This is a genomic window from Algoriphagus confluentis (genome assembly GCF_036245625.1).
In the GTDB taxonomy this organism is placed as follows: Bacteria; Bacteroidota; Bacteroidia; order Cytophagales; family Cyclobacteriaceae; genus Algoriphagus; species Algoriphagus confluentis.
The window spans coordinates 41,003-59,993 of sequence record NZ_BTPD01000012.1 but is presented as its reverse complement, the minus strand read 5'-3'; the positions used below and the strand labels follow the sequence as shown (position 1 = coordinate 59,993).

Below are 18,991 nucleotides of genomic sequence, written 5' to 3'. Positions count from 1 at the left end.
AGACTAATTTGATAGGGTTTGAACTTATTGGATCTTGTGCTGAATTAGGTCCAAGCATCAGGCTTTAAATTTTCCCACAGATTTCCACGGATAAAAATCACTGATTCTCACAGATGATTTGCTCTGGTTAATTTCCAGCTTTCTGACTTCATACTTCTTACTTTATTCTGGCTCACAGATGACACAGATTCCCACAGATAATTCTTATCTCGGAAGTTTTCAGCTTTCTGACTGTCCCGCTGAGCTTTGATGAAGTATTAGCCTTCTGATTTTAAAACCATTTACGACTTACTACCCACTATTTACATACTACTACAATCGTAAATAGTGAGTGGTTAGTGGTAAGTAGTGGTTTTTTCTCGGTTAGCTTTTCATTGTAAAAAGACTAATTTGATAGGGTTTGAACTTATTGGATCTTGTGCTGAATTAGGTCCAAGCATCAGGCTTTAAATTTTCCCACAGATTTCCACGGATAAAAATCACTGATTCTCACAGATGATTTGCTCAGGTCAATTTTTAGCCTTCTGACTTTAAATACGGCTCACAGATGTCACAGATTCCCACAGATGATTTGTTCTGGTCGAGTTTCAGCCTTCTGAATTTAAAACCATTTACTACTTACTTCTCACTATTTACAGACTACTACTGGTAACTACCTACTGCTCAACACCTACAGATTTCTAGGTAAAAAAATCTCCGCCATCATGCACCTTGCAGAACCTCCGCCCAATTTCTCAATCGTGGGAATGGAAGGACTGATGATCGTCGTATATTTTTCAATTTGCTGGATTTGGCCCACATTCAGGGAATCATAAGCTGTCTGTGACATCACGGTAAACTTTTCCCCGCCGGAATTGCTGACTTCCAGCATGTTCCCGGCAAAATGGAACTTCTGCTTGGCCGTAATGGGAATCACCTTTTTCCCTGCTTTGGTCAAAGACTCCTGTACCAGCTGCTTTTCGCTGGCTTTGGGTATGCTGTCGAGGCAGACCACGGCCAAATCAGTACCGATATGCATCATGACATTGGTGTGGTAGATGGGACTGACTTGTCCTCCGATTTCTTGAGTAGCATCAAACCCGACCACTTTATATCCCAGTAGTTTGGCCACATAGTCCAAAGGAACCGGGTGGGTGCGTTGGGAATAGCAGGCATAGATGGTTTTTGAAAGATGATCGATAACCATGCTTCCTGTACCCTCCATGTACTGCTCACTTTTCTCAAAAAAGCTCAAATCCAAAATCTCACCAACCCCATAGCCCAAATTAATTAGCTGCTCAATGATGTCTTTTCTTCGCTCGAGACGACGATTGGGGGAATACATGGGGTAAAGGATCAGTTTGCCGTCGGGATGGGTGCTAAACCAGTTGTTTGGAAATACGGCATCGGTTTTAATCGGGGTCTCAGAGTCCTCGATTACAATCACCTCCACTCCCTGATCTCTCAGCAAAGCCACAAAGCCATCAAACTCCTTCCGGGCCAATTCCCGGATTTCATCTGCAGACCTTTGATCTTTCTGCTGGTAAAAGTTGTTTTCCGCCGTCTCGGGATTGAATCCAAAGTTGGCCGGGCGGACCATCAAGATTACAGAACTGGTTTGCATGATTTAGTCTTTTGAAGGGTATCGGTAAAGAAAGGGCTGAATATTAAATCGCTTTTCACTGATGGTGAAATAGGATTTTCCGCTGGGAGAAAAGCCAATCGCCTCACCTTGCGGTTCCGGCACATAAGGTAAGCGAACCGGCATTCGGGAGAGGGCATCGGTCAGGCTTTCTCCCTTTTTTCTCTCCCAATAGTAGACGGCAAAGTAATTCTTGATCAGAATACGGGTTCCATCAGCTGAGATATCTCCCGCTACGGCACTGCTGAATGGCAATTTGATCAACTCCTCCAATACCGACTTTTTCTTGGAGAAAGCATCCTTAGTAACCCTGTAAAGCGTGTTTTTCTCATCCCTTTTGGAGAGGATGTAGATTTCTCCGGTCCAAGGGTCGACCATCAAGGTTTCGGCATCTTTGGCCCCGTCGGGATAGTTGAGGACGGCCACTTCGGGTTGGACTTCTAAGGAGGAGGTTACCTTTTCGGGTTCGGGAAAGCGATAGAGTCTAATCTCGGGATAGATTCCTGCATTATCCCCTATTTCTCCGACATAGACGTAGCTTTTGCCTTTTGGACCAGGGCCCACTGCGATATCCTCCCAATCCCGGTTTGGGGTATCGAGTAAGTTGATTTTTCCCAGACTTTTCCCCAAGGAATCCATCAAAAAGACCGCCGACTCCCCTCCGCTGTCCACGTGGAGATAGAGCAGATTGGGGTAAATACGGGAAAAAGCAAGTCCACTGACTTCCTCTAAAGCCGGATCATTGATCTCCTTGATCCGCTCACCAGGAAGGTAAAGACTATCCATGGGTATTTCCTGAGCCTGTAATGGAAATTGGAGGATAACAAATGCCGCATAGACAGGGAGGAGATTTTTCATGGCCCAAAAGTACCAATTTGAAATTGGGTTTGTATGAAGAAATAGCCAACTTTAAGCAAACCATCGCTTAATATCATGGATCCATTATTGAAAAAAATGAACTTTAAGCCTGGAATGAAGGCCCAAATCTGGAATGCTCCGGAGGAATTAGCCAGTCTGATCCAAACCTGGAAAAAAGATGGATTTCTAGTTGAAAACGAAGAAAAAGCTGATTTCTTTCTGGCCTTTGTTTACAGCAAAGAGGATATAGACCAGTATTTTGAAGCCATGCATGCGCTTTCTCCGGAGGATGAGGCGCTTTGGATAGCTTACCCAAAGGGAACTTCCAAGAAATACAAAGTGAATATCAACCGGGATTCAGGTTGGACTAAAGCTGGAGAGCTGGATTATGAGGCAGTCCGACAAATCGCCATCAATGAGGACTGGTCCGCACTGAGATTTCGAAAGGTGAAATACATCAAAACTCTGACGAGAAGGTTTAGCGCAAAGGATCAGTAGAGAGTGGGCACCAATCAGAGGATAGTAAATAGTGAATAGTAAATAGTGAATAGTATATAGTGAATAGTATATAGTGAATAGTAGATTATAAAAGAATTGAGGTAGTCTACAGTGAAAACATACTAGTCACTTTCACTGCAAACTACCAATGGCTTACTGTCAATTTTTCAATCAAAACTAAACCTTCAAGGGTAATTCATACTTTCTCTCACCAGTCAACTTGTACAGAGCATTGGCCAAGGCAGGGATATAGGGCGGAACGGGAGGTTCTCCCACGCCGGTTGGCTTCTCCATACTGGGCACGATGTGTACTTCTATCTTTTTAGGTGCCTGAGGCATACGGATGATTTGGTAGGTGTCAAAGTTGTTTTGCTGCACCTTCCCGTTTTCGAACGTGATCGCAGAGGTCATTGCCAAACTGGTGGCAAATTGGGCTCCCCCTTCAAACTGGGACTTAATTCGGTCGGTATTGACTCCAATCCCACAATCCACGGCATAGTGCACCTCCGGGATGATTAATTTTCCTTCCGCATCTTTTTCCACCCTCACTACACAAGCCACATAGGTCAAAAAGCTCTTATGAGCCGCAAAACCCACTGCTTTTCCATCGGCCAGATTTTGTTTCCAATTTGATTTTTCGGCTACCGTTTGGATTACTTTTTTCATCCGGGCAGTATCCCAAGGAAAGTCCTCTATCTTTTCTCCATAATTCCCATAATCGCCCACCATTTCAGCAGTAAAATCAAGATGCCTATCCTCTCCTAGCATCTGAATGGCCTGATCTACCGGATCTACTCCCCGGGTTTCGGCTATTTCATCCAGCATGGTGCAAATAGCAAAAGCATGGTGAATATTGCTGACTGACCTCAACCAACCTACCCGGGTATGTGCGGTGGTTTCATGGGCTTCCACCCGGATATTAGGCACATGGTAAGGGAAGTCACGGCAGCCCAAATCCAATTCTCCATCAGAAGGAGGAGCAGGCGTATTGGAAGCGCCGATAGCAGGAAAAACGGTATGGTGATTCCACCCCGACAAGTTTCCTTCTTTGTCCAAGGTCGCTACAACTCGCTGGGCACTGTGAGAATGGTAAAAATCATGGTGTAGGTCACATTCCCGGGTCCACTGAACCCGTACCGGAACCCCGGCTGCTTTGGATAGAATGGCCGCTTCAGCCACAAAATCAGGCTTGGACTTTCTTCCAAATCCCCCACCCAATAAGGTCACATTCATTTTTACCTTGGCCAACTCAATTCCCAAAGCCCCTGCTACCGCCCCTCTTGCCCATTGAGGATGCTGAGTTGGGGCCCATACTTCCACTGACCCATCGGCTTTCACATCCGCTATTGCTGCGGGTGGCTCCACAGTCGAATGAGCATAAAATGGTGCCAAATAAGTCCGCTCGATTACTTTGCCTGAGGAAGATCTGGCTTTGGCAAAATCCCCCCGTTCTCGCTTGACCATTCCTTTGCCAGCGGTACTTTTTAGCATTTCCTGCAATTGACTGGCCGAATTGAAGGTTTGGTTAGGTCCCAAATCCCAGTCAATCTCCAAAGCTTTACTTCCTTGAATAGCCGCCCAGGTATTTTCTGCCAAGACAGCCACTCCCTCCAAGGGCTTATCCAAACCTGCAGGAAGTCCGGGGCCCTCAATTTTTATCACCTGCTTCACTCCTGGAATGGCCAAAGCTTTTTCATCCTTGTAGGAAATCACTTTCGCTCCGACCACCGGGCTGCGCTGAACGACTGCGATCAGCATACTCGGTAGATTAACATCGGCACCAAAAACCGCCTTTCCAGTGGCTATTGCCTTAGCATCATAGATTGCAACATCTTTTCCCACCAATTTGTAGCTGGAAAACTCCTTGAAAGTAAGTTCCTCCTGCTTTGGCAGCTCCATCGTCTTGATTTGCTCCACCAAGTCTCCAAAAGGAATTTTCTTACTTCCTCCCTTCAAGATGACATGACTGGCTTCGGTATCACATTCATCCGGTGAAACGCCCCATTCTTTGGCCGCCGCATTCACAAGCATGTGTCGTACTGTGGCGCCGAATTTTTTCATGGGCTCATAAAACATCCTTACCGAAAAGGAGCCGTCCGTATTTTGATTGCCGTAGATATCTTCATCTCCCACTGCCTGAACGATCTTCACCTTGCTCCAATCGGCGCCCAACTCATCGGCGACGATCATAGGCAGGGAAGTTCGAATCCCTGTCCCCATCTCCGAGCGGTGGGCCACGATGGTGACCAGGTTATCCGAACTGAGGGTGACAAAGACATTGGGAGCGAAACTGATGATTTCCCCCTTGGGTCCACTGCATTGGAAGTTCACTCCCAGGACAAAACTTCCTGCTGCAAGAGAGCCTATCTTCAGAAAATCTCTTCTGGAAGCTCTGAAAATCTCACTTCGATCATTTGCGCTGAGCGAATCTGAGTCATTGGTTTTCTGTTTTTTCAAAAATGGCAAATTGGGAAGCATAGCTTGAGTGTTTTAGTGGGGATTAGAGAGACTGGGAGGCGGTGATGATGGCATCCTTGATTCGATTGTAGGTGCCGCAGCGACAGAGATTACCCTGCATGGCAGCCTCTATTTCCATTTCGGAAGGGTTTGAGTTTTTAGACAACAAAGCCGCCGCATTCATGATTTGCCCGGATTGGCAATATCCGCATTGGGGCACCACATGCTCGACCCAGGCAGTTTGAAGGGGATGATCTCCATCTTCAGAAAGTCCCTCTATAGTCGTGATTTTTCCTTCTCCCACCTGGGAAATCGGGAGACTGCAGGATCGTACGGCCTCTCCGTCCAAGTGAATGGTACAAGCTCCGCAAAGTGCGTGTCCGCAGCCAAACTTGGTACCTTTCATATCCAACAAATCCCGAATCACCCAAAGCAGGGGCATATCTGCAGGAGCTGTGACCGTCTGCATTTTTCCGTTGATTGAAATCGAATAGTTTTCCATAGGGATGGTTTTTTCTGAGTTAGCAAGGTATAAGTTAGGGAAAAGTAATGAGATCGGGATTTTGGGTTGTGATTAATATCGCTATCCCCTTTTTTGAACTATGGAATTTGGGTAAAGATCAAAGGGTTTCGGACAGCAATAGATTGGCATAGCTCCAGAAAAGTCCTAGGAATCACTTGCCAGCACTGATCCTATTCGGAAAAAGGAAAAATTAAGTCCCTGAAAAAGAAAAGGAAAAAGGGCAAACGAATAAAGAATGAATAATTTTTCCATTCACAGTTTGGAAAAAAAGGAACATGCCTCTACATTTGCAACACGTTTTCGGAAAGCGAGAGCGGATTACAAAAAAAATTCCTCCTTAGCTCAGCTGGTTAGAGTCCCGTAGGTACGGGATTAATCATCGGAGCAAAGAGAATTTGAAATAAGAAAGTATTCCTCCTTAGCTCAGCTGGTTAGAGTCCCGTAAGTACGGGATTAATCGTGGGAGCAAAGAGAATTTGAAATAAGAAAGTATTCCTCCTTAGCTCAGCTGGTTAGAGCACATGACTGTTAATCATGGGGTCCTTGGTTCGAGCCCAAGAGGGGGAGCAATCAAAAAGGCCTTCAGAAGTAATTCTGGGGCCTTTTTTGCTTTTTCGCTAATTTTACTTTTAAGACATTTTGTGTCTAAAGTGATGAAAAATGGCAGTTTTTTCAGGGAAGGGGTTACAAAATAGTTGCTCATTTTTGAGGCATTTCAGAGTCAAAAACTGGCTCTATTATGGCAACAATACAGATTACTCTAAAAAGCAGAAAAAAGAGGGATGGCACTTATCCTGTGGTAATTCGAATTTGCCACCACAAACAATACCTTGACATTCCAACCAATGAAAGTATTCCTATTTCCAAGTTTGACAGAAAACGAGGTAGGATTATTGGCGATAATTCTATTTCCTACCACCTGGAGGAATTAAAGGAACTTTATTCTAAAAAATTGAGAATGTTTATAGGCCAAAATACCAATAGAGAATTCGAATTTGAAGAGCTTAAGTCTTTTATCCTCCAAAAGTCCAATGATGAATTAACAATCAAGGAGTTTTGGGAACAGATTATTGTCCAGCTCAATAATTCAGGAAGGACTGGTTCAGCTACAATTTACAAATCCACTTATTCCATTCTTTCAGGAATTATCTCCCTCCATGGCAATTTCTCAACAATTGGCATCAAAGATCTTATGGAAATCGAGAAGGTTCTCAGATCAAGAGGGAATAATTGGAATTCCATTGGAGTATACATGAGGACATTCAGGGCTATCTGTAATAAGGCTATCCAATACAATTTGATCTGTCATGAGTGGTATCCTTTTAGAAACTATAAGATCAGAAAGGAGAAGACAATTCCTAGGGTTCTGAGCCTCCAAGAAATCCAGCGCTATTTCAATGCTGGCTTTCTTCCAAAATCACCTCTGTACAAGGTCTGGAATGTGGGAAAACTCTTATTCATGCTTCGTGGAATCAACCTCAGAGATTTGCTTTTTCTAACAAAGGAAAATATAAAATCAGGTCGGATAATCTACCAGAGAGGGAAAACGGGGAAAATATATTCCATTAAGCTCGATTCTAGAATCATCGAAACATTTCAATCCTTCGAACATGATAGGATTTCTCTGCTAGGACTGATGCTAGATTTTCACATTCAGAATCCAGTACAATCAATTAGCTCAAGGGCACTTGTTTCAAAGCGAATCAATAAAAAACTAAAGCTAATCGGTGAAAAGCTGGAATTTCAAGAACCCTTGACTTCCTACGTTTTCAGGTACACTTATGCAAATGTGGCAAAGAAGCTGGGCTTCAGTAAAGACTTGATTGCAGAGGCACTAGGACATGAATATGGAAATTCAGTGACTGGAATTTATTTGGAGTTATTTGATCAGCAATCGCTTGACAACATGGCCACTAAAATTCTGGATTCTGTCACTAATCAAAGCAATTATTCTAACCAAAACGATTAGCCCCTCTAATCAAACACATTAAATCAGGCATTAGGCATCCAGAACTGGGTGCCTTTTTTATTTCCAACAACTTAAACAATACAACTATGAAATTACAAAAATCAAATCGATCTCAGGCCAAAATCAGAATTGCAATCCTTGGCCCTAGTGGAAGTGGTAAAACGTACTCCTCCCTCCTTCTAGCCTTTGGGCTCTGTGGCAACTGGAATAAAATAGCCATTATTGATTCTGAACACCAATCAGCCAGTCTATACTCACACTTAGGAGACTACAATGTACTATGTCTTGATCCTCCTTATAACCCTGAGAGATACATTGAGGCAATAAGGCTTTGTGAGGCAGAAGGAATTGAAGTGATCATCATTGACAGCATTTCTCATGAATGGGAAGGCCCTGGTGGAATCATTGACATTCATTCCTCCATGGCAGGAAACAGCTTTACAAACTGGTCAAAGCTTACACCAAGACATAATTCACTCGTCCAAAAAATCCTGAATTCCACTGCTCATGTTATTGCAACAGTAAGAAGCAAACAGGATTACGTTCTAACTGATAAAAATGGAAAACAGGTTCCTGAAAAGGTTGGACTAAAGGGAATCCAAAGAGACGGTTTGGAATACGATTTCAGCCTTGTCTTCGAAATTGACATCAACCATGGAGCTACCTGCTCTAAAGATAGAACCCAGCTATTTAGCAGTCAAAAAACACCCTTTGTCATTGACCAAGGTATCGGCCAAAAGATCAAATCTTGGTGTGAGAATGGAAGTCGGATTCCATCGTCTGGAATATTTGGCATAGAGGAGGAAATCAACGCTATAGATTCACTCGAAAACCTTCACAAACTTTACAGGGAAAAAGGAGAGGGTGAAAAATACCTTGACCTTTTCACCAAGAGAGCTGAAGAGTTGAGAAAGCCAAAGCCTCTTTTCAATCCCATGAATTTTGGAAGAAATGGTTCCTATTAAACTATTTTGAAATTTAGCTGGAGGCCAATACTCATTTGGTCTCTGGCTAAACCTAAAGGGATTTAACCCCCTCCATGGAAATTTGTGAAAAACTAATAGAACCTTTTCAAAAAAAACAGAAAATCCCCAAGGAGAAGTCTATTAAACCTCTCAAGAGAATCCTTTTATAGCCTCTTATCAGAGTAAAACTTATATGTGCCGTACGTCAAAGCAAAATGCTTCTACACCTACACCGAAACTAAATCCCCTGTTTATTCAGGACAAATTACCAATTTGTAATGCTCGACCCACAATCTTCATTATTACTCCATTTTCCAACCTATCGGGGACACCTCACCGCTATTTTTTTCTTTTATTCCAAGAATGCAACTACTACCCGACTTCTAACCTACTTGTTATTACGATGAATTCTTACCGCAGGTGATCAGCCCAAAAAGGAATTTTAATGGACTGGATTAGGATTGAAATTTACAAAAATGCAAGATAGGCCACAAAAAATAAACATGATAAAATTATATTTCTTATTGAAAAAGGTAAATTGATCAATAGGTGCAATTTTTAGCTAAAAAGTGGAATTTTAGCTTCACTCAAATTAGTTTCAATAACTCAGGGGGTACTTGACTTTAATTCTAAAACTGAAAAATTTCAAGGTTTAAAACCAAACATTCCATTATTAATATATAATCATTAATTATGAATTGGTCTTTTGCTGAAAATCCATTTATTTTTTATAAGTTAGAACTAAGATTTTTTATAAGCCAAAAAATGCTCCAAGACCTAATCAAAGACCTTCAGTCTTCTCTTAAATCCTATAGCCAAGGCCTTGCAAACAAGAACATGTTGGTGGATATCCCTTGGACAATGGTGGATGGTGATCTAAATCTCCAAAGGCTCATTTTTAGAAAAGACAATTCCCTGTACATCGTAAAAGAAGGAGAGATCCAAGAAAGCAAATGGGAATACCTTGCTGCAATGAATTCATTGGTTATAGAAGTGGGAGGTAAGAAAATCCTAATGAACGAGGTTTTTGCGGATGGTAAAGCTCTGATACTGAAAAAAGATGGAGTGGGTAATGAATTCCTATCCTTTGCAAATCAAAACGAAATACACGATTTGAATTTGCTAGCCTATTTTGAAAACTTTGAATTGAAAATAAAAGAAATTGAAGAAAATTCACGATCTGAAGCTGAAAGTTCAGAGGGGAATTACTTGGGAATCTTTTTATTAATAACTGTAATTGTAATGATGTTAATCTCTCTATTTAGCTAGCACAATTAATGACCCAAGACCTTGAAAAGACCCTCTGGGCAACTGCTGATAAGCTCCGTAACAACATGGATGCTGCTGAATACAAGCATGTTGTTCTAGGGCTGATATTCCTTAAGTACATTTCTGACAGATTCGAAGAGCTTTATACAGGCTCAAAGAAGACCCTTTAGCTGATGCTGAGGATAAGGATGAGTATCTGGCTGAAAATGTATTCTACGTTCCACCATCTGCCAGATGGACTTACCTACAGCATCAACGGGCTAAACTTCCAAGCATTGGGAAAGATCTTGATGATGCAATGGATGCTATTGAGTTGGATAACCCCTCTCTTAAAGGTGTACTTCCAAAAGAATATGCCAGACCTTCCTTGGATAAAAAAAGACTGGGTGAACTGGTTGACTTGATAGGAAATGTAGGATTCAACAAGCCTGGACAAGACAGTAAGGACTTACTTGGAAGAGTCTATGAGTACTTCCTTGGAATGTTTGCTGATGCTGAAGGAAAGCGTGGAGGTCAATTCTATACCCCTGAGAGCATTGTAAGATTACTAGTAGAAATGCTGGAACCTTACCATGGTAGAATCTATGATGGATGCTGTGGTAGTGGAGGTATGTTTGTGCAGAGTGAGAAATTCCTTAAAGCTCATGGAGGAAGAATTGGAGACATTGCTGTGTATGGGCAGGAGAGTAATCCTACTACATACAAACTGGCAAAAATGAACCTAGCTATCCGAGGGATTGATGCTAAGATTGAACTGGGAGATACTTTTCACAATGACAAGCACAAGGATCTCAAAGCTGATTTCATCATTGCTAACCCACCCTTCAATATTTCAGACTGGGGAGGTGAGCAATTGCAGGATAGCCACCTTTGGAAATATGGAACACCACCAGCAGGAAATGCTAACTATGCTTGGTTGCAACTCTTTATTAATAAGCTTGGTCCGAATGGTACAGCAGGAATAGTCCTAGCAAATGGTAGCATGACCACCAATTCAGGGAATGAAGGTGAAATCAGAAAGAAACTGATCCAAAAAGGTGTAGTGGATTGTATGGTTGCATTACCTACGCAACTATTCTACAATACTCAGATTCCAGCTTGCTTATGGTTCCTTGCAAGAAACCGAACTAATCACAAGTTTCGAGATAGAAGTAAGGAAATCCTATTCATTGATGCCCGAAATCTTGGGCAAATGGTAAATAGAAAGAATAAGAAGCTTGGGGATGAGGATCTTGCCAAAATATCAGAGACCTACCATGCTTGGAGAAATCTGGATGGTAATTATGAGGACATCTCAGGATTTTGTAAAGCAGCTTCTCTTGAGGAAGTGGAAGCAAACAAATTTGTCTTAACCCCAGGAAGATATGTAGGTGCTGAGGATATCGAGGATGATGGAATTTTCTTTGAAGAAAAAGTAGCTACCATTACTTCTAGCCTATCAGAGCAATTTGCTAAGTCAAATGAGCTTCAGGAGCGAATCAAAGTAAATCTGGCTAAAATTGGAGTTGATATTTAAGCATGAATGATTAAAGTTTACCTAGATACTAATGTGTTAAGTGGCCTTAAAGGGGGAAAGCTGGATGAGTTTAAAAGACTCCACAACCTTTTATTAGAATTGAGAGGAAGGGTCTATTGCTTTTTCTCAATGGCCCATTTAAATGATTTGGCTAATGATAAATCTCAGCAATTCCTTGAGGACTTGACCTTTTATGAAACAATAACCAATGATAATTTCCTAGTTAAGGAATATGGCGAGAAAAACTTGAAATATTTACTCTGCACTCCAAAACAGGCATTTGAAACTTACAGAGAAGATTCAGCAATTCTTTCCCTATTGGATTTTGGCCAATTAGAAAATTTGGGGGAATTAGGTGAAGAAGAGAAGAGGATGATTCATACTCTTAAGAACCAAAAGATTGAATTAGATATTCTTAAAAACTCAGGAAAAAGCCGAGAAAGTGATGATTTTTTGAAGCTTTATTTTGGTGAAATAAAAGACCAATACAGCGTTGAGGAATTACTAAAACAGTTTGGGCACTTTTATAAAGCTCTTTTTGAAGATCCCAAGAACTACAGAAATTTAAGAAGGACTATCCTAGAGCAAATGCCACTGGTTCAAAAATGGAATATAAAAATTGAAGACATAAATTTCGATAAAAAACTGGAAAAGACCCCTTTAGCAAAAAGCTTTTTCCAGTTTGTAAAAGATTCAATGCATAACAAGGAGGATGACCCAAATTACAACTATGACTTTTTCACCAATTCGTACTTCAATTTAAACATTCTAGGAATCGATGGTGAAAATAATAAAGGTGTGAAATTTTCAAATACCCTTTATGACTCCTTCCACTCCTATTATGGAGCTCATTGTCATTTTTTAGTAACAAACGATTTGGGATTGCTAACTAAATCAAAGGTTTTGTATAAATTCTTTGGTTTTGACTGTAAACCAGCAACGGTTTCAGAGTTTTTAAAAAAGTTCTCAATTACAAGGAACCAACCTAAATTCACCAACAGATCTTTTTTAGAATCCATTTTATATCAAGTGAAATCCGGTATTATTTCTAGAGATTATCAGGATATTGCAAACCTAAGACAGATAAGAGAAATCAAATTAAATCATTGGCTTTTAGATTTTTCAATAAAATTGAAATCATTAACGAAAATAATGGGGAAACATTTATCCTTCTCGTTAAGGAATTCAATTACCTCTATAAAATTGAGACTTGGAAGGACTTTAAATCAGTCACCTCACAGCTAATTGAAATTTTTGGTCCTGATAAGTATTTCAAAACTGAGTTTAATGAACAGGATAAAAAGGAAGTTCTAGCAGGAGATTGGTTAGGCAGGGAGTGGGAAATAGAGGAAAGGAATATCTACCTAGAATTAAATGATGGATCCAAATTATTAACATTGGTGATTCAATTATGAAGATTGAAAAACATAGACTTGGAGAAGTTTGTATAAAAATCGGATCAGGTGCTACCCCGAGGGGTGGTAAAGATGCCTATCATGAATCTGGAGAGTATTCCCTAGTTAGGAGTCAAAATATCCTTGATTTCACTTTTTCAAAAGATGGGCTAGCATTTATCAACGAAGACCAAGCCTCAAAGCTGAACAATGTGGCTCTAGAGGAACGAGATATCTTATTGAATATCACTGGTGACAGTGTAGCAAGAGTTTGTCAGATTCCAAAAGAAATCCTTCCTGCAAGAGTAAATCAGCATGTTGCCATTATCCGACCAAACCCAAATATTCTAAACCCTGAGTTTTTAAAATACTACTTGCTTAACCCAAAATTCAAGGAATACATGCTCATGTTGTCATCTTCAGGGGCAACAAGAAATGCTATTACAAAGGGGATGATTGAGGAATTTGAAATCGATACTCATGATCTCCCCACCCAAAAAGCCATAGCAGAAATCCTCACCTCTCTGGATGATAAAATCGAGCTGAACAATCAGATTAACCAGAATCTGGAAGCCTTAGCTCAAGCCTTGTTTAAGCAGTGGTTTGTGGATTTTGAATTCCCTAATGAAAATGGAGATCTCTACAAATCCTCAGGTGGAGAAATGGTAGGTTCTGAATTGGGTGAGATTCCGAAGGGGTGGAGGATTTACAATTTTGGAGAACTTCTTGAAACTATTTCCAAAACCTATCCCTTGAAAAAGGTGAAAGAGGTGATTTTTTTAAACACAGGTGATATTCAAAATGGGAAGTTTCTACACAAAAACTATTCAAGAGCAGATCAGCTACCAGGTCAAGCAAAGAAGTCCATTCAACTTGGGGACATACTTTACAGTGAAATTAGACCTCAAAACAAAAGGTTTGCTTTTGTTCATTTCAATGCTGAAAGTTTTGTGGTATCAACCAAGCTTATGGTTTTAAGACCAAGAGTCAATATTGATCCATTTTTCATGTATTTCTTACTAACTCAGGATGACACCATTGGGTATTTACAGGTTTTGGCTGAATCAAGATCTGGAACTTTTCCTCAAATTACTTTTTCTGAAGTTTCAACCTTAAAGGTTGCATTACCTTCATTTGATGAGGTAAATTCCTTTTCTGACACAGTTCTTAAACCTTATTTTGAACATTCCTTCAATAGAGATTTTGAAAATGAGAGCTTGTCTGAACTCAGAAACACACTTTTACCAAAGCTAATCTCAGGAGAATTGGAAGTCAATGAATCACTTTTAGAACAAACTTTTTAATCGATGTCAGCAGTCCTCTCAGAAGATCATATCGAGCAAATACTGATTCAGGAGCTAACTGAGCTAGGATATTTCTACCTCCATGGAGGGGTGATTTCACCTGATGGACTGTATGCTGAGCGGACTTTTCAGGAGGTAGTATTGAAGGAAAGGCTGAGAGAGGCAATTGCTAAGCTGAATCCTTCCATCCCATATGAAGCCCAGGAAGATGCTTTAAAGAAAGTGCTAAGAGCCGATAGCCCTGAGTTGGTGATGAATAATTACACCTTACACAGGTATTTTACTGAAGGTGTAGACATTGAGTATAGAAAAGGCGATCGAATAGTAGGAGACAAAGTTTGGCTGGTGGATTTCTCCCATGTGGAGGCAAATGAATTTTTAGCAGTCAATCAGCTGACCATCATTGAGGGTAATCAAAACAAAAGACCTGATCTAATTCTCTTTGTAAATGGACTGCCTCTAGTAGTGATAGAGATTAAAAATGCTACAGATGAAAAGGCAGACCTGCAAGCTGCATTCAATCAGTTGCAGACCTATAAGAAAGCTATTCCTTCTCTATTCCAGTATAATTCATTACTGATTGCTACAGATGGTTGGGATGCTTTGTATGGTTCCTTAACAGCACCCAAGCAGTTTTTCCTTCCTTGGAAATCCATTGATGGGAAATTAGTAGCAGATTCTGATATCCCTCAGATGGAGGTAATGGCTAAGGGTCTATTGAACAAGCAAGTACTTCTGGACTTGATTAGACATTTTACCATTTTTCACCAAAACAAAGAGAAGTTAAGTAAGATCATTCCGAGATACCATCAGTATTTTGCAGTAAACAAGGCAGTCAAAACTACTCAGAAGGCTACATCAGCTTCTGGTGACCAGAGAGCAGGAGTAATCTGGCAAACCCAAGGTTCAGGAAAAAGCCTAAGTATGGTATTTTATGCAGGGAAGCTGGTTTTAGAACTGAACAATCCTACCCTGATGGTACTGACAGACAGGAATGACTTGGATGATCAATTATTTGATACTTTCTCACTAAGTCAGGATCTATTAAGACAAACTCCGGTACAAGCTGAAAATAGAGAACAGCTTAAAAAACTACTGGCTGTTAGTTCAGGTGGAATAGTTTTTACCACCATTCAGAAATTCCTTCCTGAGATAGAAGCACGAGTAGAATTGGAGGATGGAAAGACCAGAAATATCAGGGGAAAATACGAATTGCTCTCAGACAGAAGGAATATTGTAGTGATAGCTGATGAAGCTCACAGATCCCAATATGATTTCATGGATGGGTTTGCCAAGCACATGCGGGATGCTTTACCCAATGCTTCATTTATTGGTTTCACGGGTACACCCATTGAATCCACCGATAAGAATACCCAAGCAGTATTTGGGGATTACATCGATATCTATGATATCCAGCAAGCTGTGGAGGATGGGGCTACAGTAAGAATTTTCTTTGAAAGTAGGTTAGCCAAAATCAATCTCAAGGAAGAAGAGAAGCCCAGAATTGATGAGGAATTTGAGGAACTGACAGAATCAGAAGAATCCTCTTCCCTTCAAAAATTGAAGTCCAAATGGGCAAGACTGGAAGCTATTGTAGGGAATGAACACAGACTATCCCTGATAGCTAAAGATATTGTGACACACTTTGAATCCAGGAATTCAATTTTGGAAGGTAAAGCAATGATCGTCTGCATGAGTCGCAGGATTTGCGTGGATTTGTATAATGCAATCATCAAGGAAAGACCTGATTGGCACAGTGATAAAGATGATGAGGGTGAGATCAAAGTGGTGATGACAGGATCAAGTTCTGATCACATAGGATTCCAACCTCATGTCAGAAGTAAGCAGAGGAGAAAAGAACTTGGAGAAAGATTAAAAGACCCAAAGGATAAGCTCAAGATTGCCATAGTACGGGATATGTGGCTCACAGGATTTGATGCACCAGCAATGCACACCCTCTACATTGATAAACCCATGAGAGGACACAATCTAATGCAAGCAATAGCACGGGTTAACAGGGTGTATGCTGGTAAAGAGGGTGGTTTGATCGTGGATTACATAGGGATTGCTACAGACCTTAAAAAAGCACTTTCTACCTACACTGAAAGTGGAGGAAAAGGAAAACCTGCATTTGACCAGGAAGAAGCTGCTGCTGTGATGATGGGCAAGTATGAAGTAGTAGCACAGCTATTCTCTGAAAAGCCAAAAGATCCAGACTTGAAACAGGGATTTGATTATCAGTCCTTTTTTAGTTTAACTCCAAAGGAGAAATTGTATTTCCCAATCAAGGCAGCTAACTACATTTTGGGCTTGGAGAATGGAAAAGACAGGTTTGTGAATGGAGTAACAGCATTAACCAAAGCTTTTGCCATATCAGTACCTCATCCAGATACCATTGAAATACGGGATGAAGTAGGACTGTTTCAGGCCATCAAAGCCAGAATAGTTAAAGTCACCCAATCAGGTAAATCTAAGTCAGATGAAGAGATCGAAACAGCCATCAAGCAGATCCTATCAGATGCTATTGTGACTGATCAAGTGATTGATGTATTCGATGCAGCAGGACTCAAAAAACCTGACATATCCATACTTTCTGATGATTTCTTGGCAGAGGTAAAAGGGATGGAGCATAAGAATCTGGCTTTAGAGCTCTTGAAGAAATTGCTCAATGATGAGATTAAAACCAGAAAGCAGACCAACCTAGTACAGTCTAAGAAATTCTCAGAAATGCTGGATGGTGCAGTGAAAAACTATCAGAATAATCTGATTACCTCAGCACAAGTCATTGAAGAATTGATCCGACTAGCTAAAGAAATCAAAGAAGCTGATCGAAAAGGAGAAGATTTAGGATTGGACTTCAGAGAGTATGCCTTCTACACTGCTTTAGAGGTGAATGATAGCTCAGTGAAAGTACTGGGTGATGAGATTTTGAGGCACATTGCCAGAGAGCTGGTGGATACCATCCGAAATAATACCAGCATTGATTGGACAGTAAGGGAGAATGTTCAGGCTAAAATGAGAGTAGCAGTAAAAAAGATCCTCAGAAAGCATGGCTATCCACCAGACATGCAAGAGAAAGCCACTGAAACAGTTCTAGAGCAAGCCAGAATGATGGCAGATTACATTAATAAAGAAGTGAAAACCTATCAGATGCCTCCAATAGGCGAATTGGGGATGGCTGCTGAGGATTGAAAGCAAAAAAAATCCACACTAACTTTAAAATAAAAAACCTTGGAAACACAAAATCAACATAAGATACCATCAAGAATTAAGCAAGAATATAAAATTTTACAAGAATATGAGGAAGGAGGACAGTCTTTAACATTTTTGGTGGAGAAAGATGACAAACAGTTTATTCTCAAAGTCCCAAAAGATCCTAAACTATCCACTGAAAAAAAGTTCAGACTTGAAAGGGAGATCAAAGCTCTAGAATTGATGAATGGACAAGGTGTTCCAAAATTATATGATTATTCAATTGAAGGAGAGGTGTTCATTTTAATGGAATATATTGAGGGATTTACCCTCCAGAAATTCCTTGAAAAGGTACCTATAACCATTAATGACAGTGTCCGCATTTTAATTGAATTATGCAACACAATACAAAAGGCACATGATCTCGGTCTAATCCATAGAGACTTAAAACCAGACAATATTATTTTAGACAAAAAAACAGGATTACCAATAATTATTGATTTCGGAATTTGTTGGCTTAGGGATGAGACAGGATTTAAAACTAAAAAAGGAGTAGAACTTGGTAATAGATTCCTCAGACTTCCAGAATTGTCAAAAGGGACAGATGTTACTGTATCTGCTTCTGACATTACATTTTTAGTTGGGATCTTATTTTTCTTATTAACTAACCAGCATCCTAACATACTTTTAAATGAAAATGGTCTACAACCTCAAAAAAGGCCTGAGGTAAAGGATTTGAAGGTTCTGTCAGACAAGAACTTTCGTGAGATTTTTGAGAAAGGCTTTTCCTACGAAGTCTCATTAAGATATTCGACAGCCAATGAATTGAAGGAAAATCTAATTAAAATATTGTCTCCTATGCCAGAAAAAGAAATAACTGAAAACAATGCCTCACAAACACTTGACGAAATTTTTAAAGATCAATTCTTTCAGAAGCGAATGGCCAATATCAAAGCTATTCAAGATTGTCATTTATTGTTCCTAGATCACTTTAATGCCACAATCAATAAATCCTTAGTAGCTGGTGGAAACACATACAACTTCAAAGAAAGTACAAGATCTGTTGAAACAGAAATGTTTTTGGTTCAAATAGGTAGTAGTGAACCAAAGGTGAGATTTAGACTTTTTTCTCATTTTAATGAAACATTTGATACTATCACTTCTGCATATTGGACGGAAAACCTTGAGGGCGAAATTTCTCATACGATCAAAGAAACTACAAAAATGGAAAGGCTTTACCATGAAATAGCAGAACAAATGGCCGAATTTGCTATGACTGAATTAGCGATTAAGATAAAATCAACTTTAACCTAGAATTATCATCAAAGGAATTTGAATACTTTTCTTTAGCAGAGAAAATACATTTAGAATTAGTTTTAAATTAATTTTTTCTTTGTTATTCTCTCAAACACCTAAAAGTCGAGT

General features: G+C 40.2%; 14 protein-coding genes and 1 tRNA gene. 11 read left to right on the top strand and 4 right to left on the bottom strand.

Annotation, left to right across the window (positions count from 1 at the left end):
• Positions 1-670: 670 nt before the first annotated feature.
• Positions 671-1,603 carry a citrulline utilization hydrolase CtlX gene (gene ctlX / locus AAA943_RS17130; protein WP_338225508.1) on the bottom strand — a complete coding sequence of 311 codons (933 nt, stop codon included), beginning with the start codon at positions 1,601-1,603 and terminating at the stop codon, positions 671-673.
• A 3-nt stretch (positions 1,604-1,606) separates the two neighbouring features.
• The gene (locus tag AAA943_RS17125) at positions 1,607-2,479 is read right to left on the bottom strand and encodes a hypothetical protein (protein WP_338225507.1); all 873 of its coding nucleotides are present in this window, start codon (positions 2,477-2,479) and stop codon (positions 1,607-1,609) included.
• Between the two features lie 75 nt (positions 2,480-2,554).
• Between AAA943_RS17125 and AAA943_RS17120 the strand changes: the two genes are divergently transcribed.
• Positions 2,555-2,977, top strand: a complete 423-nt coding sequence (locus AAA943_RS17120) for a hypothetical protein (RefSeq protein ID WP_338225506.1) — start codon at positions 2,555-2,557, stop codon at positions 2,975-2,977.
• A 177-nt stretch (positions 2,978-3,154) separates the two neighbouring features.
• Here the strand turns inward: AAA943_RS17120 and AAA943_RS17115 are convergent, their stop codons facing one another.
• Both AAA943_RS17115 and AAA943_RS17110 read right to left on the bottom strand, forming a co-directional pair.
• Complete coding sequence (locus AAA943_RS17115; RefSeq protein ID WP_338225505.1) at positions 3,155-5,434, bottom strand: xanthine dehydrogenase family protein molybdopterin-binding subunit; 2,280 nt, start codon at positions 5,432-5,434, stop codon at positions 3,155-3,157.
• A gap of 43 nt (positions 5,435-5,477) precedes the next feature.
• Entirely contained in the window at positions 5,478-5,936 is a 459-nt protein-coding gene (locus tag AAA943_RS17110; protein WP_338225504.1) for a (2Fe-2S)-binding protein, read from the bottom strand.
• A 514-nt stretch (positions 5,937-6,450) separates the two neighbouring features.
• Between AAA943_RS17110 and AAA943_RS17105 the strand changes: the two genes are divergently transcribed.
• The 10 genes from AAA943_RS17105 to AAA943_RS17060 all read left to right on the top strand — a co-directional run bounded on the left by AAA943_RS17105 (position 6,451) and on the right by AAA943_RS17060 (position 18,880).
• Positions 6,451-6,524 (top strand) — tRNA-Asn (locus AAA943_RS17105).
• 172 nt (positions 6,525-6,696) lie between these two features.
• Complete coding sequence (locus tag AAA943_RS17100; RefSeq protein ID WP_338225503.1) at positions 6,697-7,926, top strand: tyrosine-type recombinase/integrase; 1,230 nt, start codon at positions 6,697-6,699, stop codon at positions 7,924-7,926.
• 86 nt (positions 7,927-8,012) lie between these two features.
• Entirely contained in the window at positions 8,013-8,891 is an 879-nt protein-coding gene (locus AAA943_RS17095; RefSeq protein ID WP_338225502.1) for an AAA family ATPase, read from the top strand.
• 693 nt (positions 8,892-9,584) lie between these two features.
• Positions 9,585-10,160 (top strand): hypothetical protein, encoded by a 576-nt coding sequence (locus AAA943_RS17090; RefSeq protein ID WP_338225501.1) that lies wholly within the window; start codon positions 9,585-9,587, stop codon positions 10,158-10,160.
• Between the two features lie 8 nt (positions 10,161-10,168).
• The gene (locus tag AAA943_RS17085) at positions 10,169-10,330 is read left to right on the top strand and encodes a type I restriction-modification system subunit M N-terminal domain-containing protein (protein WP_338225500.1); all 162 of its coding nucleotides are present in this window, start codon (positions 10,169-10,171) and stop codon (positions 10,328-10,330) included.
• Positions 10,291-11,676 (top strand): type I restriction-modification system subunit M, encoded by a 1,386-nt coding sequence (locus tag AAA943_RS17080; protein ID WP_338225595.1) that lies wholly within the window; start codon positions 10,291-10,293, stop codon positions 11,674-11,676. The genes AAA943_RS17085 and AAA943_RS17080 overlap by 40 nt, the downstream gene beginning before the upstream one ends.
• Before the next feature lie 6 nt (positions 11,677-11,682).
• Positions 11,683-12,921 carry a hypothetical protein gene (locus AAA943_RS17075; protein WP_338225499.1) on the top strand — a complete coding sequence of 413 codons (1,239 nt, stop codon included), beginning with the start codon at positions 11,683-11,685 and terminating at the stop codon, positions 12,919-12,921.
• Positions 12,922-13,087: 166 nt separating this feature from the next.
• Positions 13,088-14,374: a restriction endonuclease subunit S gene (locus tag AAA943_RS17070; RefSeq protein ID WP_338225498.1), complete on the top strand. Its 1,287-nt coding sequence runs from the start codon at positions 13,088-13,090 to the stop codon at positions 14,372-14,374.
• 3 nt (positions 14,375-14,377) lie between these two features.
• Complete coding sequence (locus tag AAA943_RS17065; protein ID WP_338225497.1) at positions 14,378-17,566, top strand: type I restriction endonuclease subunit R; 3,189 nt, start codon at positions 14,378-14,380, stop codon at positions 17,564-17,566.
• A gap of 39 nt (positions 17,567-17,605) precedes the next feature.
• On the top strand, positions 17,606-18,880 hold the full coding sequence (locus AAA943_RS17060) for a serine/threonine protein kinase (protein WP_338225496.1): 1,275 nt from the start codon (positions 17,606-17,608) through the stop codon (positions 18,878-18,880).
• The last annotated feature ends 111 nt before the right edge of the window (positions 18,881-18,991 follow it).